Annotated in this window: 19 protein-coding genes and 4 tRNA genes; 6 read left to right on the top strand and 17 right to left on the bottom strand. The window is 60.4% G+C overall.

Features of this window, described 5'->3' with window-relative positions; translation table 11 throughout:
- Window positions 1–125: 125 nt before the first annotated feature.
- From rpoB to ATY78_RS27720, 13 genes are all read right to left on the bottom strand, one after another.
- Complete coding sequence (gene rpoB / locus ATY78_RS27775; RefSeq protein ID WP_088685487.1) at window positions 126–4,265, bottom strand: DNA-directed RNA polymerase subunit beta; 4,140 nt, start codon at window positions 4,263–4,265, stop codon at window positions 126–128.
- 261 nt (window positions 4,266–4,526) lie between these two features.
- Window positions 4,527–4,910: a 50S ribosomal protein L7/L12 gene (rplL, locus tag ATY78_RS27770; protein ID WP_088685486.1), complete on the bottom strand. Its 384-nt coding sequence runs from the start codon at window positions 4,908–4,910 to the stop codon at window positions 4,527–4,529.
- Between the two features lie 56 nt (window positions 4,911–4,966).
- The gene (gene rplJ, locus ATY78_RS27765; protein ID WP_008521410.1) at window positions 4,967–5,485 is read right to left on the bottom strand and encodes a 50S ribosomal protein L10; all 519 of its coding nucleotides are present in this window, start codon (window positions 5,483–5,485) and stop codon (window positions 4,967–4,969) included.
- A 331-nt stretch (window positions 5,486–5,816) separates the two neighbouring features.
- Window positions 5,817–6,518, bottom strand: coding sequence for a 50S ribosomal protein L1 (gene rplA, locus ATY78_RS27760; protein WP_088685485.1), 702 nt, complete (start codon window positions 6,516–6,518; stop codon window positions 5,817–5,819).
- A 4-nt stretch (window positions 6,519–6,522) separates the two neighbouring features.
- Window positions 6,523–6,954, bottom strand: coding sequence for a 50S ribosomal protein L11 (gene rplK / locus ATY78_RS27755; RefSeq protein WP_009985507.1), 432 nt, complete (start codon window positions 6,952–6,954; stop codon window positions 6,523–6,525).
- A gap of 175 nt (window positions 6,955–7,129) precedes the next feature.
- Window positions 7,130–7,660, bottom strand: coding sequence for a transcription termination/antitermination protein NusG (gene nusG, locus ATY78_RS27750; RefSeq protein WP_004669067.1), 531 nt, complete (start codon window positions 7,658–7,660; stop codon window positions 7,130–7,132).
- A 17-nt stretch (window positions 7,661–7,677) separates the two neighbouring features.
- Window positions 7,678–7,878, bottom strand: a complete 201-nt coding sequence (gene secE / locus ATY78_RS27745) for a preprotein translocase subunit SecE (protein ID WP_088677314.1) — start codon at window positions 7,876–7,878, stop codon at window positions 7,678–7,680.
- A gap of 194 nt (window positions 7,879–8,072) precedes the next feature.
- Window positions 8,073–8,148 (bottom strand) — tRNA-Trp (locus tag ATY78_RS27740).
- A 168-nt stretch (window positions 8,149–8,316) separates the two neighbouring features.
- Window positions 8,317–9,210 carry an NAD(P)-dependent oxidoreductase gene (locus ATY78_RS27735; RefSeq protein WP_088685484.1) on the bottom strand — a complete coding sequence of 298 codons (894 nt, stop codon included), beginning with the start codon at window positions 9,208–9,210 and terminating at the stop codon, window positions 8,317–8,319.
- Window positions 9,211–9,385: 175 nt separating this feature from the next.
- Window positions 9,386–9,520, bottom strand: a complete 135-nt coding sequence (locus ATY78_RS29030; protein ID WP_008521422.1) for a hypothetical protein — start codon at window positions 9,518–9,520, stop codon at window positions 9,386–9,388.
- Window positions 9,521–9,723: 203 nt separating this feature from the next.
- A complete protein-coding gene (gene tuf, locus ATY78_RS27730) occupies window positions 9,724–10,899 on the bottom strand; it encodes an elongation factor Tu (protein WP_088685483.1) in 1,176 nt (391 codons plus the stop codon).
- A 279-nt stretch (window positions 10,900–11,178) separates the two neighbouring features.
- Window positions 11,179–11,252 (bottom strand) — tRNA-Gly (locus tag ATY78_RS27725).
- Between the two features lie 24 nt (window positions 11,253–11,276).
- Window positions 11,277–11,361 (bottom strand) — tRNA-Tyr (locus ATY78_RS27720).
- Window positions 11,362–11,563: 202 nt separating this feature from the next.
- Between ATY78_RS27720 and rlmB the strand changes: the two genes are divergently transcribed.
- Together rlmB and ATY78_RS27710 are read left to right on the top strand one after the other, a co-directional pair.
- A complete protein-coding gene (rlmB, locus tag ATY78_RS27715; protein ID WP_088685482.1) occupies window positions 11,564–12,454 on the top strand; it encodes a 23S rRNA (guanosine(2251)-2'-O)-methyltransferase RlmB in 891 nt (296 codons plus the stop codon).
- A 36-nt stretch (window positions 12,455–12,490) separates the two neighbouring features.
- A complete protein-coding gene (locus ATY78_RS27710) occupies window positions 12,491–13,183 on the top strand; it encodes an AprI/Inh family metalloprotease inhibitor (RefSeq protein ID WP_088685481.1) in 693 nt (230 codons plus the stop codon).
- A gap of 6 nt (window positions 13,184–13,189) precedes the next feature.
- Here ATY78_RS27710 and ATY78_RS27705 read toward each other — a convergent pair whose 3' ends face one another.
- Window positions 13,190–13,930, bottom strand: a complete 741-nt coding sequence (locus tag ATY78_RS27705; RefSeq protein WP_088685480.1) for a hypothetical protein — start codon at window positions 13,928–13,930, stop codon at window positions 13,190–13,192.
- A gap of 209 nt (window positions 13,931–14,139) precedes the next feature.
- Here ATY78_RS27705 and ATY78_RS28690 point away from each other — a divergent pair, with 209 nt between their 5' ends.
- Window positions 14,140–14,298 (top strand): hypothetical protein, encoded by a 159-nt coding sequence (locus tag ATY78_RS28690; protein ID WP_190237542.1) that lies wholly within the window; start codon window positions 14,140–14,142, stop codon window positions 14,296–14,298.
- Window positions 14,299–14,481: 183 nt separating this feature from the next.
- On the opposite strand, the gene ATY78_RS27700 is transcribed toward ATY78_RS28690, so the two are convergent.
- Together ATY78_RS27700 and ATY78_RS27695 are read right to left on the bottom strand one after the other, a co-directional pair.
- Window positions 14,482–14,877, bottom strand: coding sequence for a hypothetical protein (locus ATY78_RS27700; protein WP_190237541.1), 396 nt, complete (start codon window positions 14,875–14,877; stop codon window positions 14,482–14,484).
- Window positions 14,878–14,922: 45 nt separating this feature from the next.
- Window positions 14,923–14,998, bottom strand: a tRNA-Thr gene (locus ATY78_RS27695).
- 211 nt (window positions 14,999–15,209) lie between these two features.
- Here ATY78_RS27695 and ATY78_RS27690 point away from each other — a divergent pair.
- The 3 genes from ATY78_RS27690 to ATY78_RS27680 are packed head-to-tail and all read left to right on the top strand — an operon-like array spanning window position 15,210 to window position 17,549.
- Window positions 15,210–15,983, top strand: coding sequence for an NAD kinase (locus ATY78_RS27690; RefSeq protein ID WP_088685479.1), 774 nt, complete (start codon window positions 15,210–15,212; stop codon window positions 15,981–15,983).
- Between the two features lie 4 nt (window positions 15,984–15,987).
- The gene (locus ATY78_RS27685; protein ID WP_088685478.1) at window positions 15,988–16,497 is read left to right on the top strand and encodes a hypothetical protein; all 510 of its coding nucleotides are present in this window, start codon (window positions 15,988–15,990) and stop codon (window positions 16,495–16,497) included.
- A 32-nt stretch (window positions 16,498–16,529) separates the two neighbouring features.
- Window positions 16,530–17,549: a dienelactone hydrolase gene (locus tag ATY78_RS27680; protein ID WP_088685529.1), complete on the top strand. Its 1,020-nt coding sequence runs from the start codon at window positions 16,530–16,532 to the stop codon at window positions 17,547–17,549.
- Between the two features lie 56 nt (window positions 17,550–17,605).
- Here the strand turns inward: ATY78_RS27680 and prfB are convergent.
- Window positions 17,606–18,737, bottom strand: a protein-coding gene (gene prfB / locus ATY78_RS27675) for a peptide chain release factor 2 (RefSeq protein ID WP_141105684.1) whose coding sequence is annotated in 2 segments (ribosomal slippage) — window positions 17,606–18,667 and window positions 18,669–18,737 — 1,131 coding nt in all. Because the reading frame shifts where the segments join, the coding sequence is not laid out codon by codon here.
- Window positions 18,738–18,774: the final 37 nt, after the last annotated feature.

Below are 18,774 nucleotides of genomic sequence, written 5' to 3'. Positions count from 1 at the left end.
CCGCCTCCCTCGCTTAAACGAGAATAACCGCAAGATGCGGCGAAACTTCCCTTCCGGGCCGACACGGATACGGCGCCCGGCGGGACCGGCGTGCGCCGCATTGGCAGCGCACGCCCTATTGATGCTTACTCGGCCGCGTCGGGCAGCTGGGTCGCCTGCGCTTCGTCAACCTTGGTGTTCTCAAGCTCGACGCTGAGGCCCAGCGAGCGCATTTCCTTGACGAGAACGTTGAAGCTTTCCGGAATACCGGCTTCGAACGTGTCGTCTCCGCGAACGATGGCTTCGTAGACTTTGGTGCGGCCGGCGACGTCGTCCGACTTCACCGTCAGCATTTCCTGCAGCGTATAGGCGGCGCCATAGGCTTCCAGCGCCCAGACTTCCATTTCGCCGAAGCGCTGACCGCCGAACTGCGCCTTGCCGCCCAGCGGCTGCTGGGTCACGAGCGAGTAAGGACCGATCGAACGGGCGTGGATCTTGTCGTCGACCAGGTGGTTGAGCTTCAGCATGTAGATGTAGCCCACGGTCACCTGGCGGTCGAACTGCTCGCCGGTACGGCCGTCATACAGCGTCGACTGGCCGGTGTCCTTGAGACCCGCCAGACGCAGCATGTCGTTGACGTCGCCTTCGTTCGCGCCGTCGAAGACGGGCGTCGCAATCGAAACGCCGCGCTTCCACTGGTCTGCGAGACGCAGAACCGAGTCATCGTCGAAGTCCTGGACCTGTTCGGCCTTGGGACCGTCCCCGACGACATCGCCGATGGTCTTGCGCAGCGGCTCGATGTTGCCATTCGCCTTGTATGCTTCGATCAACTCGCCGATCTGGCGACCCATGCCGGCGCAAGCCCAGCCCAGGTGCGTTTCCAGGATCTGGCCGACGTTCATGCGCGAAGGCACGCCGAGCGGGTTCAGAACGACGTCAACATGCGTGCCGTCTTCAAGGAACGGCATGTCCTCGACAGGCACAATGCGCGAGACCACGCCCTTGTTCCCGTGACGGCCAGCCATCTTGTCGCCCGGCTGGATCTTACGCTTCACGGCGACGAAGACCTTGACCATCTTCATGACGCCCGGAGGCATTTCATCGCCGCGCTGGACCTTTTCGACCTTGTCCATGAAGCGCTGTTCAAGGCGCGACTTGGATTCGTCGTACTGGCCGCGGAGCGCTTCGAGTTCGCTCTGGACCTTCTCGTCCTCGACGGCGAACATCCACCACTGCGAGCGGGGATATTCGGAGACGACGGCGTTCGACAGCTCGGTGCCCTTCTTGAAGCCCTTCGGGCCGGCGATGGAGACCTGGCCGCGCAGCATGTCGATCAGACGGCCGTAGACGTTACGGTCGAGGATCGCCTGCTCGTCGTCGCGGTCCTTGGCGAGGCGCTCGATCTCTTCGCGCTCGATCGCCATCGCGCGCTCGTCCTTTTCAACGCCGTGGCGGTTGAAGACGCGCACTTCGACGATCGTGCCGTAGGTGCCGGGCGGCATGCGCATGGAGGTATCGCGCACGTCGGAGGCCTTTTCGCCGAAGATGGCGCGCAGAAGCTTTTCTTCCGGCGTCATCGGGCTTTCGCCCTTCGGCGTGATCTTGCCGACGAGGATATCACCCGGCTGAACTTCGGCGCCGATGTAGACGATGCCGGCTTCGTCGAGGTTCTTCAGCGCTTCTTCCGAAACGTTCGGAATATCGCGGGTGATTTCCTCGGGACCAAGCTTGGTGTCACGGGCCATCACTTCGAATTCTTCGATGTGGATGGAGGTGAACACGTCGTCAGCAACGATACGCTCGGAGAGCAGGATCGAGTCTTCGTAGTTGTAGCCGTTCCAGGGCATGAACGCGACGAGCGCGTTGCGGCCGAGCGCCAGGTCGCCGAGATCGGTCGACGGACCGTCGGCGAGAATGTCGCCGCGGTTGACGACGTCACCGACGGTAACCAGCGGACGCTGGTTGACGCAGGTGTTCTGGTTCGAACGCTGGAACTTCTGCAGGCGGTAGATATCGACGCCGGATTTGCCGGCTTCGAGGTCTTCCGTGGCACGGATAACGATACGCGTCGCGTCGACCTGGTCGACCACGCCGCCGCGGCGGGCGCCGATGGCGGCGCCGGAGTCACGGGCGACGACCGGCTCCATGCCGGTGCCGACGAACGGAGCTTCGGCGCGCAGCAGCGGCACGGCCTGACGCTGCATGTTCGAGCCCATGAGAGCGCGGTTGGCGTCGTCGTTTTCCAGGAACGGGATGAGCGCGGCTGCGACCGAAACGACCTGCTTCGGCGAAACGTCCATCAGGTTCATGCTGTCGCGGGGCGCAAGCATAACTTCACCGGCATGACGGCAGACGACGAATTCATCGACGAAGGAACCGTCGGGGTTCATCTCGGCGTTGGCCTGAGCGACATAGTACTTCGCCTCTTCCATGGCGGAGAGGTAGAGCACGTCGTTCGTCACCCTGCCGTCGACGATGCGGCGGTACGGGCTTTCGATGAAGCCGTACTTGTTGACGCGTGCGAAGGTCGCCAGCGAGTTGATGAGACCGATGTTCGGGCCTTCCGGCGTTTCGATCGGGCAAATACGGCCGTAGTGCGTCGGATGAACGTCGCGGACTTCGAAGCCGGCGCGCTCGCGGGTCAGACCGCCCGGGCCAAGAGCCGAGAGACGGCGCTTGTGGGTGATTTCCGAGAGCGGGTTCACCTGGTCCATGAACTGCGAGAGCTGCGAGGAACCGAAGAATTCGCGAACGGCAGCAGCAGCCGGCTTGGCGTTGATCAGGTCCTGCGGCATGACCGTGTCGATCTCGATCGAGGACATGCGTTCCTTGATCGCGCGCTCCATGCGGAGCAGGCCGAGACGGTACTGGTTCTCCATCAGCTCGCCGACCGAACGGACGCGGCGGTTGCCGAGGTTATCGATGTCGTCGATCTCGCCCTTGCCGTCGCGCAGTTCGACCAGCATCTTGACCACGGCCAGGATGTCGTCCTTGCGCAGGATGCGGACGGTGTCTTCGACCGTCAGGTCGAGACGCATGTTCATCTTCACGCGGCCGACGGCGGAGAGGTCGTAACGCTCCGCATCGAAGAACAGCGAGTTGAACATGGCTTCGGCCGATTCCATGGTCGGCGGTTCACCCGGACGCATGACGCGGTAGATGTCGAACAGAGCGTCCTGACGGTTCTCGTTCTTGTCAGCCGAAAGCGTGTTGCGGATGTAGGCGCCGACGTTGATGTGGTCGATGCCGAGAACCGGGATCTCGTCGAAACCGTTCGACAGGATGATGCCGAGCGTCTTCTCGTCGATTTCGTCGCCGGCTTCGAGATAGATTTCACCCGTCGAGTAATTGACGATGTCTTCGGCGAGATAGTTGCCGTAAAGGTCGTCGTCGCCGGCCTTCAGTGCCTTCAGGCCCTTGTCGGAGAGCTGGCGCAGCAGGCGCGGGGTCAGCTTCTTGCCGGCTTCCACGACGACTTCGCCGGTATCGGCGTCAACCATCTCGGTGATAGCCTTGGCGCCCTTCAGCGTTTCCGGCTTGAAGGGAATGCGCCAGCCTTCGCCGTCACGCTTGTAGAGCGACTTGGTGTAGAAGGTGTCGAGGATTTCCTCGCCGTCCATGCCGAGCGCCATCAAGAGCGACGTGACCGGAATCTTGCGGCGGCGGTCGATACGGGCGTAGACGATGTCCTTCGCGTCGAATTCGATATCGAGCCAGGAGCCGCGATAAGGAATGACGCGAGCAGCAAAGAGCAGCTTGCCGGAAGAATGGCTCTTGCCCTTGTCATGGTCGAAGAAGACGCCCGGCGAACGGTGCATCTGCGAGACGATGACGCGCTCGGTGCCGTTGACGATGAACGTACCGTTGTTCGTCATGAGCGGCATATCGCCCATGTAGACGGACTGTTCCTTGATGTCCTTGATCGACTTTGCGCCGGTATCCTCGTCGATATCGAACACGATGAGGCGCAGCGTCACCTTCAGCGGCGCGGCATAGGTCAGGTCGCGCTGACGGCATTCGTCGACGTCGAACTTCGGCGGCTCGAACTCATAGGATACGAATTCCAGCATGGAAGCGCCGGAGAAATCGGTGATCGGGAAAACCGACTTGAAGACGGCCTGAAGGCCCTCGTCGGGCCGGCCGCCTTTCGGCTCTTCAACCATCAGAAACTGGTCGTAGGACGCCTTCTGAACCTCGATGAGGTTCGGCATTTCCGCGACTTCGGGGATCTTACCAAAAAACTTGCGTACGCGCCTGCGACCGTTGAACGAAAGGGTCTGAGCCATCGTCGCTCCTTCAAAATCTTGCACCCGGGCCTGCAACGGACGGGAACCGATGGCCAGTCGATCCCGTCAATCAATGGGTCGTTCAATCTCGTCCGACTCCCGAAAACGCTCAGCTCGGATTGCTGTGCTGCCCTCGGCGCGAGACTATCCTTTTGAAGAACCCATTACCCAAAAGCCGTTTTGACGCGGCTTTTGGGTAATTCGTTCAGAAAAACGGCAAATGGGAGGCAGTAGATACCGCCTCCCAAGAGCAGTCGAAGATTACTTGACGTCGGCCTTGGCGCCGGCGTCTTCAAGCTTCTTCTTGATGTCGGCGGCTTCAGCCTTGGAAACGGCTTCCTTGACAGCCTTCGGAGCGCCTTCGACGAGGTCCTTGGCTTCCTTGAGGCCGAGGCCGGTAATGGCGCGGACTTCCTTGATGACGTTGATCTTGTTGGCGCCGGCATCCGTGAGGATGACGTCGAACTCGGTCTTTTCTTCTTCAGCCGGAGCAGCTGCACCGCCTGCTCCACCAGCAACGGCAGCAACAGCTACCGGAGCAGCGGCGGAAACGCCCCACTTTTCTTCGAGCAGCTTGGAAAGCTCAGCGGCTTCCAGGACGGTCAGCGAGGAGAGGTCTTCAACGATCTTTGCGAGATCAGCCATTTTCTAGTTCCTTTTGTTCGGTTCGAACTGTTGAGTATGTACAGCGAAAAACCGCCTTAAGCGGCTTCGTCCTTCTTGGCGTAGGCCGAGAACACGCGAGCAAGCTGACTTGCCGGTGCTGCAACAACGCCTGCAATGCGGGTAGCCGGAGTCTGGATCATGCCCAGCAGCTTCGCACGCAGTTCGTCCAGCGAAGGCAGGGTCGCGAGCGACTTGACACCTTCGGCGTTCAGCGTTGTCGTGCCCATGGCGCCGCCGAGAACCACGATCTTGTCGTTGGTCTTGGCGAAATCCATGACGACCTTCGGAGCGGTGATCGGATCATTGCTGTAAGCAATGAGGGTCTGACCCTTGAAGAGATTGGAAATCCCTTCCGCTTCCGTACCCTGAAGGGCAATTTTGGCCAGGCGGTTCTTCGCGACTTTGACGGTGCCGCCAGCAGCGCGCATCTTCGAACGAAAATCGTTCATCTGTGCGACTGTAGCACCAGCATAGTGGGCCACGACAACCGAGCCCGAAGCCTTGAAGACTTCGTTCAGTTCCGTGACGAATTCGCGCTTTTCCGCTCTTTCCACTGCCTATCTCCAGTTGGCGGGACCGTTTGAACGGACCCACCGGGTTGCCTTTTGCCCCCTGGGATCAAAAGAGATCCCAAGCGACGCTTGAGGATCCTGTCCCCTCGCGCTCCCGCGCCAATCAAGGCTAAAGAGGCACAAGGCATCCAAGGCTCGAACCGAGTTCCTAGAAGCGAACTTCATGCAATTCGGGTCTTACCCGTCTCATGCAGGCCAAGTGATTAAGGGAAAACCACCTGCAATCTCGGACAGGATTCCGGATTTCTCCGGAATATTCCGGCCCCTTGCGAGGCCGGAAATTCATTCACCGGGCCGAAGCCCGGCCATAAACTTATGCAGTCGGAGCTGCGGTGACCGAGCCGACTTCGATCTTGACGCCCGGGCCCATGGTCGAGGAAATCGCCACGCGCTTGACGTAGTTGCCCTTGGCGCCAGCCGGCTTCGCCTTGATGACGGCGTCGGCGAAGGCGCGGATGTTTTCTTCCAGAGCCTTGGCGTCGAAAGAGGCCTTGCCGATGCCGGCATGGACGATACCAGCCTTCTCGACGCGGAACTCGACGGCGCCGCCCTTGGAAGCCTTGACGGCTCCGGCGACATCCATGGTGACGGTGCCGACCTTCGGGTTCGGCATCATGCCGCGCGGGCCGAGAACCTTACCAAGACGGCCGACGAGCGGCATCATGTCGGGGGTGGCGATGCAGCGATCGAATTCGATCTTGCCGCCCTGGACGATTTCGACGAGATCTTCGGCGCCGACGACATCGGCACCGGCTGCCTTGGCTTCATCAGCCTTGGCACCGCGAGCGAAGACGGCGACGCGAACCGTACGGCCCGTGCCGTTCGGCAGGTTGACGACGCCGCGAACCATCTGGTCCGCATGACGCGGGTCAACGCCGAGGTTCATCGAGACTTCGATGGTTTCGTCGAACTTGGCGACAGCCCGTTCCTTGACCATGCCGATGGCGGTCGTCAGAGCGTAGAGCTTGGTCGGATCAACACCCTCGTTGATCTTCTGAGTGCGCTTGCCTGCCATGGTCTTAACCCACCACTTCCAGGCCCATGGCGCGGGCAGAGCCCTCGATCATCGCCATTGCACCTTCGATATCTGCTGCGTTCAGGTCCTTCATCTTGGCTTCGGCGATCGTCTTGATCTGAGCCTTGGTGAGGGTACCAGCCTTTGCGCCCTTGCCAGGCGTCTTGGAACCGGACGTAATCTTCGCTTCCTTCTTCAGCCAGTAGCTGACCGGCGGCTGCTTCATCGCGAAGGTGAAGGACTTGTCCTGGTAATAGGTGATGACGACCGGGATCGGCATACCCTTTTCCATTTCCTGCGTGGCGGCATTGAACGCCTTGCAGAATTCCATGATGTTAATGCCACGCTGACCAAGCGCCGGGCCGATCGGCGGGGACGGGTTTGCCGATCCTGCCTTAACCTGAAGCTTGAGCTGGCCTGCAACTTTCTTAGCCATATCTCTCTGCCTTTCATGAACGGCCGGTTGCCCGGCCCGTGATGCCGGATCACTCCGGCGGCTGCGGTTGCGTGGTGCGGATCATTGGGGTCCGGCTAAGACCCCTCACCTTCCACGCGGATGCGGACAAGGTCCGCGGGAAGCAGGCCGCGAAGGCCAGCTTCCAATTCTGCAATCAGACCTTCTCGACCTGAGCGTATTCCAGCTCGACCGGCGTTGCGCGGCCGAAGATCGACACTTCCACCTTCAGGCGCGAACGCTCTTCGTCCACATCCTGAACCGTGCCGTTGAACGAGGCGAAGGGGCCGTCGGAAACGCGGACCTGCTCGCCGATCTCGAAGGTAATGGATGCCTTCGGCCGCTCGACGCCTTCCTGAACCTGACCGAGAATGCGCTCGGCTTCATAATCCGGAATCGGAACGGGCTTATTATCGGAGCCAAGGAAGCCAGTCACCTTCGGCGTATTCTTGATCAGGTGATAGGCCTCATCCGTCAGATTGGCACGAACGAGAACATAACCCGGGAAAAACTTGCGCTCGCTGTCGACCTTGCGGCCGCGACGCACTTCCACCACCTTTTCGGTCGGCACGAGAATCTTCTCGAACAGATGCTCAAGCCCCTTCTGGCGAGCCTTGTTCTCGATGTCTTCAGCCACCTTCTTTTCAAAATTGGAATACGCGTGGACGATGTACCAACGTGCCGCCATTTTCATCTCCACCCGTATCAGTTGCCGATATTCAGCACGAAGCTGAGAGCCCAGCCGATCAACTGGTCAGCGGCAAAGAAAAACAGCGCGGCGAAAACCACCATCACGAGCACCATGACCGTCGAGATCATCGTCTCGCGGCGCGATGGCCATGTGACCTTGGACGTCTCGGAGCGAACCTGCTGCAGAAACGCGAATGGATTGGATTTGGATGCCATCGACTGCCCACGCAATTACGGCGCGTAAAGCTGAAACTATCAGCCCCACGCACCGCGTGTCTGTTGAACCCTAAATAAACACCGATTTCCGAATACACAAGAGGGAAACCGAAGTTTAACGAAATTAGTTGCCACCGATTATTCCCGCTTCGAAACGCTGCAAGCACGTCCGCGCTGTCCCGCATCAAGGAAAATGGCAGGGGCAGAGGGGCTCGAACCCCCGACCTGCGGTTTTGGAGACCGCCGCTCTACCAACTGAGCTATACCCCTTCATGCCTGTCATTCAGCGCCCGGGCCAAGGCCCGCAAATCGCTGCCGAAAAGCATGGCGACCCTTTAAGACGACGGCGCGGGATTGGCAAGCACGATTTTCGATTTTCAAAGCCATTCTCCTCATATGCGGAGAAATGGCTTTTTCAATCGCGCGGCCGGAAGCTGCTCAGACCTTCACGTATTTCCGCCAATCGTGCTCTTCCCTGAAGCCCAGCACCTCGCGGATCTTGCGGTTGGAAAGAAGCCCTTCATATTCGCCGATCTCGCGGGTGAAAGGCACATTCGGGAAGAATCGCTTCGCAAGTTCCTTCGATGGCGTATTGGCCGAGACGGTGTCGTTGGCCGCATTGAAGACCTGGTAACCGAGACCATCCTTCTCGATGCAGAGATGGCATATCTGGCCGAGGTCGCGGGCGTCGATATAACTCCAGGCGATGCGCTTGCGCATTTCGGGGTTGGCGAAATAGGTGGGGAACTTCTCGTATTCGTGCGGCTCGATGACGTTGCCGATGCGCAGCGCATAGATGTCGAAGCCCGACCGTTCGGCAAAGGCGCGCGCAGTCTTTTCGTTCACCACCTTGGAAAGACCGTAGGAATCCATCGGATTGACGTCGTAGTCCTCTTCCAGCGGGAACTGGTGGAAATCGCGATGCCCCTCGGCGAAGCAGACGCCGTAGGTCGTTTCGCTCGACGCGACGATGATCTTCCGGATGCCGAGCTTCACCGCCGCCTCGATGACATTGTACGTGCCCATCGTGTTGATGCGGAAGGTCTCGTTGTCAGGCTTGATCAGGATGCGCGGGATGGCGGCGAAATGCACGACGGCATCGAAGGGCTGAACGCCCCTGCCCGCGTCGAGATCGGGAAAATCGCGATGCATCGAGAGCGCGTTGAAGACCTGGCCGCTGTCGGTGATGTCGGCGATGAGGTTGGTGACGCCGGGGCTGTCCAGCGGCACGAGATCGAGGTTGTGAACCTCGTAACCGGCATTAATGAGCCACGGCACGGCATGGCGACCTGCCTTGCCCGAACCGCCTGTGAACAGGATACGTTTCTTCATTGGAATATCCTCCGCGTCATGAAGCCGGAGGCATGGTTAGACGCTTCCGCGCAAAGAGCAAGCGAGCGTCCTGCAAGGGGTTTCACCCCGCCTCGCCAGAAGCACCCTATCTGGGAGCACCTGGCCAATTATTGCCCTCTCACCGCAGCCCCCCTGCGATGAACTGGAAAGCGCGTCACTTGACGACGCTTACCTCATTGATCTGCACGCCGGCCGCCTGAACGACCTCTTGCGGAATTGCAGCGATGAAAAACATCGTGAAAACATACATCGCGAATATCGTCGCAACGAATGTGGCCTTTGGAATCATCCGGGCTCTCCTCTTTACAAGGAGGAGTCTGGACTAAAATGAGCCAATCACAACCGGTTTCTGAACGTGAGATGAACAAAATACTGTGACGGGCCAACTTAACGATATTTTTACAACACCTGTTAAACGAACCGGAAGGCATCAAAAACGAAAAACCCCGCTGTTTCCAGCGGGGTTTTCCTGATTGCGGATAACCTAAATGGTTACTCGACGATCGAAGCGACGATACCGGCGCCGACGGTGCGGCCGCCTTCGCGGATGGCGAAGCGCAGCTTTTCTTCCATCGCGATCGGAACGATCAGTTCGACGGCAACCGTGACGTTGTCGCCCGGCATAACCATTTCCGTGCCTTCCGGCAGCGTTACGATGCCGGTAACGTCCGTCGTGCGGAAGTAGAACTGCGGACGGTAGTTGGTGAAGAACGGCGTATGACGGCCGCCTTCTTCCTTCGTCAGGATGTAGGCTTCGGCCATGAACTTCTTGTGCGGCTTGACAGAGCCCGGCTTGCACAGGATCTGGCCACGCTCGACGCCGTCACGGTTCACACCGCGAACCAGCGCGCCGATGTTGTCGCCGGCCTGGCCCTGGTCGAGCAGCTTGCGGAACATTTCAACGCCGGTCACGGTCGTCTTCGACGTCGGGCGGATGCCGACGATCTCGACTTCTTCACCAACCTTGACAATGCCACGCTCGACGCGGCCGGTCACGACAGTGCCGCGGCCAGAGATCGAGAACACGTCTTCGATCGGCATCAGGAACGGCTGGTCAACCGGACGCTCAGGCGTCGGGATGTAGGCGTCGACCGCTGCCATCAGCTCGCGGATCGCGTCTTCGCCGATCTTCTTGTCCGAATCTTCGAGAGCGGCAAGAGCCGAACCCTTGACGACCGGAATGTCGTCGCCCGGGAAGTCGTAGGACGACAGAAGTTCGCGAACTTCAAGCTCGACGAGTTCGAGAAGCTCGGCGTCGTCAACCTGGTCGACCTTGTTCAGGAACACGACGATCGCCGGAACGCCGACCTGGCGGGCGAGCAGGATGTGTTCGCGCGTCTGCGGCATCGGGCCGTCAGCGGCCGAGCAAACCAGGATCGCGCCGTCCATCTGAGCTGCGCCGGTGATCATGTTCTTGACATAGTCGGCGTGGCCGGGGCAGTCGACGTGCGCGTAGTGGCGGTTCGGCGTCTCATACTCGACGTGCGCCGTCGAGATGGTGATGCCGCGCGCCTTCTCTTCCGGAGCCGCGTCGATCTGGTCGTACGCCTTGAACTCACCGAAGTACTTCGTGATCGCTGCCGTCAGAGACGTCTTGCCGTGGTCAACGTGGCCAATCGTGCCAATGTTGACGTGCGGCTTGTTGCGCTCAAACTTACTCTTTGCCATTTGAATGCTTCCTGTGAACGAAATGGTGGCCCCGGCGAACCGGTTTAGTGCCGCCGTTTAAGGCTTTCGGCGAAATTGCGCAAGACTTAATTGCAGACGCCATTCTTGGCGTGAGAGCGCATATGGGGGACAATTCGCCGCCTGCAAGGCGATTCGCCAAAGCCCCCTCGAAATTCGCTGAAATCCCAAGGAAAAATGAGTGGACCACGCGTTCTCGGCAGCGCAGGAGTATCCACGCATATGATGCGACGATCGTATGGACTGGCTTCAAAGGGAAACTGGAGCGGGTAGCGGGAATCGAACCCGCGTATTCAGCTTGGAAGGCTGCTGCTCTACCATTGAGCTATACCCGCGGGATGGTCAGATCCGATGACGAATGGTGGAGAGAGTTGGATTTGAACCAACGTAGGCTGAGCCAACGGATTTACAGTCCGTCCCCTTTAACCACTCGGGCATCTCTCCAGTTTTCGTCCGGATCTTGAAGACCAAGTTCGTCAGACTTCGAAGCATTGCCGCCCGTCGTCTGCGCCGCGTATATGACCGGAGCATTTCAGTCTGTCAACACGATGACTACGGAAAAAACACGAAAAATTTCATTCGCCGCCGAAAGCCGGCATATGAAAGAAGGCCTATGCGACGACGAGCGCCCTGGCTATAAAGCCGCATGAGCAAAGACAAGAAATCCGGCGGCAAGACCGTCACAGACCCATCCGCCAAGGATACGCACTACGCCAATCTTCGGCGAGCCCACCGCGACGCCAAGCGTGAGCGCGGCGAGATCCCGACGCCGCAGCCACAAAAGCGCAAGCGCGGCGCTGAAGACTGGAAGCCACCGGCCCTCGCCCCCGACCAGGTTCATCTCTATGGCCTGCATACGGTGCGCGCGGCGCTCGACAATCCCGAGCGCAAAAAGATCAAGCTGTTTACGACGCAGAATGCGCTCGCCCGGCTCGAAATCGATGTCGAGGCGCTCGGCATTCCCGTCGAGATCGTCTCACCGCAGGAGATCGACAAGGTCCTCGGCCCCGACGCGATCCATCAGGGCGTGATGCTGGAAACACGGCCGCTTCCGGTGCGCCGGCTGGAAGCGCTAAAGGACAGCCCTCTCCTGCTCGTCCTCGACCAGGTCACCGATCCGCACAATGTCGGCGCGATCATGCGCTCGGCCGTCGCCTTCAATGCCGGCGCGGTCATCACTACCCAGAGACATAGCCCGACCGAGTCCGGTGTGCTCGCCAAATCCGCCTCCGGCGCGCTGGAACTGATACCTTATATACAGATCACCAATCTCGCCGATGTGCTCGGTGAATTGCACAAGCTCGGCTTCTCCACCATCGGCCTCGATTCGGAAGGACCGGCGCCGCTCGAAGGCACCTTCTCCGGCGAGAAGGTGGCTCTGGTGCTCGGTTCCGAGGGCAAGGGGCTGCGGCAGAAGACGCGCGAGACCGTCGGTGCGCTTGCCCGCCTCGACATGCCCGGCGCGATCAAGTCGCTGAACGTCTCGAACGCAGCGGCGATCGCGCTTTACGCGGCGCGGCTATACTTGAAAGCATAAGCGGTCCAGAGGCGGACCGGACAAAGGGGAATTGTCATGATCCGTTTCGTTCTTCGGCTCGCGGCTTCGGCGGCGACGCTCCTTGTCTGTGGCGCGGCATGCGGACAGGAGATCGATCCCGATATTATCAAGGCGCAGGCGGGAACCTATCTCGTTGCCCCAGAGGATGGCGCAGCCGGATGCCGGATAACATTGGAAACCGACATGGCGATCAGCGGCCATTCGCTTTCCGGCCAGGATTCCTGCGCCAAGCCGTTGCCGGCGCTTGCCGAAGCCGCTGCCTGGAATTTCGACGGCAATGGCGGCCTCATCCTGATCGATGCGACGCGCAAGGTGCTCGCCCGCTTCGTCGAGAACGAGGGTTCGCCGATGAAGACGGAAGACGGCGCGCCGCTCCTGCTGCTCGCAGCGCCAGAGGGGATCAATCGCCTGCCAACCTTCAGCAACCTTGCCGGGATATGGACGATGCAGAGGCCGGACGGCGAAAAGCTCTGCATCGTCACCCTCAAGGACAATGCCCAGGCAGACGGCAACGCGCCGATGTCACCCTCCAGTGACTGCGCTGCGAATGTCGCCAGGCTGAAGCTCGCGGTCTGGCATATCGACGGTTTCGGTCTCACGCTGATGAGCCATGACGGCTCGTCGCTTGCCTTCGACATGCGTGCCGATGGCAATTTCGACAAGTCGAAGCAGGAGGGCGGCAAGCCGCTTTCGCTGGTGCGTCAGTAATCTCGATCAGCTCGGCGTCCAGCAGGCGGTCGCTCCGCCCGTCGGCCTGCGCGCGGTATCGCCTGCCACGTAGATCAGCTCGACCGGATAGACGATGACGCTCGGCAGCTTTTCGATTTCCTTGGCATAGTCGGGACTGCGCTTCATTTCCGCTTTGTAGGCGACGGCACAATCCGGCAGTTGCTCCGGCGACAGGCCGGTATCGGCGGCGATCGCTTTCGCGCAAACAGTCCCCTCCAGATAGAGAGAGCACGAAGCCGTGTAGACGCGGCGAAAATCGAGGGTCAGCTCTCCCTTGCCGCCCCTGATCGCGGCAAAATCATCGCCATCCAGAGAATCGTTCAGCAGCCGCTCACCCGTTGTCGCATCATAGACGACGAACGGCTGCCCGCCGTTCCACCCATCCGCCGCGCGGAAAAAGACGAAACCGCCGCTGGCGCCCATAAAGTAGCCGGCGGTGTCGTCCTCGACGACTCGTTCGCGCTCATCGGCACGCTCGCAAGGCGCGTCCGCAGCGAGCAGCGCCAGCTTTTCGGCGCCGACGTCACCGAGATCGACTTCCTTGACCATGAAGCCTGGATAACGGCTGCAACTGATCTTCGGCTTCGCACGGGGATTGAGCTCATCCTTCGGCAGCGCCACGACGTCCACTTTCACCGGCTTGTCGAAGAAGGCGGCATCTTCCGATGCGCTGGCAAGGGAAACGAATGCCGCCATGATGACCGATGTCGCAACAGCCCGCTTCATCACAGCTCCCCGCTTCCCCATGTTTCCGGTATCTGTGACATGTTTCGATCCGCCGCGACAGATGGAAATCAAGTGGCGGCTACGACCGCAGGGCGTTCGCTCTATACCGGGAAAATCCATTTTTGCCTTGGAAAGATGCTCCGGCGCACTATGATCGGGCGACGACCGATTGCAGCAACCGACCAGAGGCAAGGAGGAATATCCGCCCCATGGCCATTCGACCACTGATTTTCGGTGTCCTCTTCATCGCGGTCTTCGTCGGGATCATTCTGAGTATCATCTGGGTGGACACAACGCACCCCGTCCACCAGCCCGATCCCCTGTCGCCGACCGCACCCGGCCCCGCGACACCGGGAACAGTGCAATAGAACAGCTGTGAATGCGGGCGACGATCACGCGTTAATCCCGAAACAGAACGAGGATTGAACGCCTATCGCGAGGATGCCGCCTTCCGGTGCCGGCCAGACCGGCAATGGCGACAGGATCGAAGCGAGCGTCAACGAACCTCTCACTCATTAGAAAAATAGCCCGGACAAGCCGGGCTATCATCATCAGCTGCGGTAGAGCCAAAAGGGTATATCGCGATCGCGACGGTGCCACTCGCGGCGCTCTTGCCACCGCTCGGCACGCCACCGCCGCCATTGACGGCGATCATCGCGCCAGTCGGACCGGCGCCAATCGTCCTCATCACGCCACCCGCGCCCGTCACGATCGTCACGGTCGCGATCACGTCGCCAGCCATCACGAATTTGGACGATATCGCCTTGCGTCGTCGCCGCCGGCCGCTCGGCCGGCATGGCGGCGGCCGGTGCGACGGACGCAGCGCCCGCACCCACGGAAATGATTGCGGCGAGAAAGAGATGTGCAAGCTTCATGGCTGTTACCTCGTTGATGATGAGGCGAACATAAGCAGGCGCGGCTGAATCGCCGCTGAAGCGGTCCTTCACGCAAGGTTCATCAGATGAAAGGAAATGCGCATCCCGCGCAAAAGATGGTGCCCCCGCCAGGGTTCGAACCCGGGACCCCCTGATTACAAATCAGGTGCTCTACCAACTGAGCTACAAGGGCAACAGCTGCCCCAACTAGCAGATTCTGCGCTTCTGTAAAGAAAAATCCATCCCTGTGCGGCCGCCGCCCGCGCCAGGCGGAAGGTATCGCCGGACCATCTCACCTGTTGTCATTGACGATCGGTATCGGCCCAAAACAGCTCGCAATGCAAAAGCCCTTGTCGCACCAGCCCTTTATCCTTTAGCTAGAGCAGCTTCACAAAGGGCATTGCATGGGCCGGTCATTTCAGACGCTTTCCTTTATAGCCTCACCGACGATGGAGGCGCTCGCCGCGCGCGAAGAACTGATTCGCATCTATGGCGACGTACCGGCGGAGGAGGCCGACGTCATCGTGGCGCTCGGTGGTGACGGTTTCATGCTGCAGACGCTGCACAGTACCATGAACTCCGGCAAGCTGGTCTACGGCATGAATCGCGGCTCGGTCGGCTTCCTGATGAATGATTATCGCACCGACAGGCTTCAGGAGCGCATCTGCGCCGCCGTTGAAAATGCCTTTCGGCCGCTGAAAATGACGACGGCCAATGCCGACGGCACCAACACGACCGCGCTCGCCATCAACGAAGTCTATCTTTTCCGCCAATCCTATCAGGCCGCCAATCTGAGGGTCGTGGTGGATGGACGGGTGCGCCTGGAGGAACTGATCTGCGACGGGCTGATGGTGGCGACCCCCGCCGGATCGACGGCCTACAATCTTTCCGCCCATGGTCCGATCCTGCCGCTCGAGGCGCCGCTGCTCGCGATGACCCCGGTCAGCGCCTTCAGACCGCGGCGCTGGAGGGGTGCCCTGCTTCCAAACAAGGTGACCGTCGATATCGACGTTCTCGAGCCGATCAAGCGCCCGGTGAATGCGGTGGCCGACAATACCGAGGTCAAATCCGTGCTGCATGTCCGCATCGCCCAGTCGGAGCATATGACGGCGCGCATCCTTTCCGATCCCGACCGCTCGTGGTCCGACCGTATTCTCGCCGAGCAGTTCAAGGATTGAGACGATGGCAATGCGACGCCTCTTGATAACGACGGCTTTCCTGGTCGGGATGTCGGCTGCAGCCGCCCCCGCGCAGGATGCCATCCTGCCGGCTTCGGTGATTTTCGCGACCAGCACCGGCTACTGGGAGGACGACGGCAACTCGCCGGCTATCGAGCGGGCGCCGAGCGGCGGCGAGGCCATTGCCAAACCCGGGGAAAAAGGCGCACAGCGCCACGGCTATTACAAGCTCTTTGCCGTCCGCCAGCCGGACAAAACCTCCAAGATCTATCTGCAGCAGATTGCCCAGGCCGAGAGTGGCCCGGCGATCGTCTCGACCATCGAGCTGCAGGAATTCAGCGACCTGAAGCCTTACGTCACCGACATACGCCCTGAGAATTCGACCGGCATCATCAAGCAACCGGGGCTCTTCGCGACCATCTATCTCAAGACCGACCCTGCGGCAGAGCCGAACGGCTGGACGGTGATGATCGACGAATTCGGCGACATCACCGTGGAAAAGGCGACGAATTGAAGGGGAGCTCCTCCCGGAGAGACGGCCAACAAATGAAACTGGGATTTCGCGACGGCGTCCTCCACGACGAGACAAGGCCGAACTGGGACGCGGACGGCCCCAGACCCATCAGCTGGTCACTATGGTACCCCGCCGCCGACGAGGCGCAGGAAAGTGATTTCCCGGAGAGAAGCTGGTTCCAAAGGGCCGTGGTCACGCGCGACGCACCCATTCGCCCCGGAGCAAGACCCTACCCTCTCGTTCTTCTGTCGCATGGCACCGGCGGCTCGGCCGCCGGGCTGGAATGGCTGGGGCGACGCCTGGTCCATCGCGGATTTGCAGCGCTCGGCGTCAGTCATCACGGCAATACCGGCATCGAGCCCTACCGTGCCGAAGGTTTTGCCTGCCTTTGGGAGCGGGCGCCGGATCTGAGCTTTATGCTTGACCACAGTGGCGACTGGCTGGGTGATCTCTCGGGCCATATCGATATATCACGTGCGTTCGCGGCGGGATTTTCAGCTGGAGCGTACAGCGTAACGCTGCTGCTCGGGGCCATCGCCCAGTTCTCGCAGTTCGAACCGTCAAGGTTGAAGCCTGACGGCCCGCGCGGACCACGGGAATTCCCCGACCTTGCCGATCATATTCCGACATTGCTTCGCACCAGTGAGGTGTTTCGCGAATCATGGTCCCGCATGTCGAACTCCTACCGGGACGACAGAATCAAGGCGGCACTGGTCTGCGCGCCGGGTCGCTCCGTTCTCGGCTTCAGCGAGGAAAGTCTCAAAGCCATCGACGCACCCGCCCTTATTCTCGTCGGCGATGCCGACAGGGCGGCACCAGCCGAAGAATGTTCGTCATGGCTGCATGCACGGCTCCCGCACAGTGCTCTCAAAATCTTCGGCGGCGGCCTTGGACATTACGTCTTTCTCCCCAAAGGCACCGGTCTTGGCTTTGCCTTTGCGGCAGAGCTTTTCACCGATCCCCCGGGCATCGAGCGCGCAGCCATTCATGAGGAGGTCGCCGATCTGTCGGCAGCGTTGTTTCAGAGCGTCGACATCGGTGCGACGACATAGACCAAAAGAAAAGCCCCGTTTCCGGGGCTTTGTCGTCTCGATCCTATCGTAGCCTATCAGTCGACATCATCGACGACCGCGTCAGCGGCGCCGCTGATGCGGTGGGCGAGAGCGGCTTCCATGAACTCGTTCAGCTCGCCGTCGAGCACGTCGTCAGGCGCGGTGCTGGCAACGCCGGTGCGCAGGTCCTTGACCAGCTGGTAGGGCTGCAGCACGTAGGAGCGGATCTGATGGCCCCAGCCGATATCCGTCTTGGAGGCGGCTTCGGCGTTGGCGGCCTCTTCCCGCTTCTTCAGCTCGGCTTCGTACATGCGGGCACGCAGCATTTCCCAGGCTTTGGCGCGGTTCTTGTGCTGCGAGCGCTCCTGCTGGCAGGCCACGACGATGCCGGTCGGAATATGCGTGATACGCACGGCCGAGTCGGTCGTATTGACGTGCTGCCCGCCGGCGCCCGACGAACGATAGGTGTCGATACGGCAATCGCCTTCGTTGATCTCGATGTTGATCGAGTCGTCGACGACGGGATAGACCCAGATCGACGAGAACGACGTGTGGCGACGCGCATTGCTGTCGTAAGGCGAGATGCGCACGAGGCGATGCACGCCCGATTCGGTCTTGAGCCAGCCATAGGCGTTGTGGCCCTTGACGAGCAGGGTCGCGGACTTGATGCCCGCCTCTTCGCCATCGTGGACTTCCAGAAGCTCGACCTTGAAACGCTGGCGCTCGGCCCAGCGGGTGTACATGCGCAGAAGCATGTTCGCCCAGTCTTGGCTTTCCGTGCCGCCGGCGCCGGAATGGACTTCGAGATAGGTGTCGTTGCCGTCAGCCTCGCCGGAGAGCATCGCTTCCACCTGGCGGCGCGCAGCCTCGGCCTTCAACGCCTTCAGCGTATCCTCGGCCTCCTTGACGATGCCTTCGTCGCCCTCTTCCTCGCCGAGCCCGATCAGCTCGATATTATCGTTCAGCTGCTGTTCGAGCTGCCTGACGCCGGTGATGCCGTCATCGAGCTGCTGGCGCTCGCGCATCAGCTTCTGGGCTTCGGCAGCGTCGTTCCAGAGGTTCGGATCCTCTGCCTTGTTGTTCAACCAGTCCAGTCGTCTTACCGCCTGATCCCAGTCAAAGATGCCTCCTCAGCAGGGTGATAGCCTGCTTGGTTTCATCGACCACGTTTTCGATTTCCGCTCGCATTTTCCTGCTTCTCTGTAACGGTCTTCTTCAAGTGCTG

Source organism: Rhizobium sp. R635 (genome assembly GCF_002211285.1).
Taxonomy (GTDB): Bacteria; Pseudomonadota; Alphaproteobacteria; order Rhizobiales; family Rhizobiaceae; genus Rhizobium.
The sequence above is the reverse complement of the archived record's forward strand: the minus strand, read 5'-3'. Positions and strand labels throughout refer to the sequence as shown.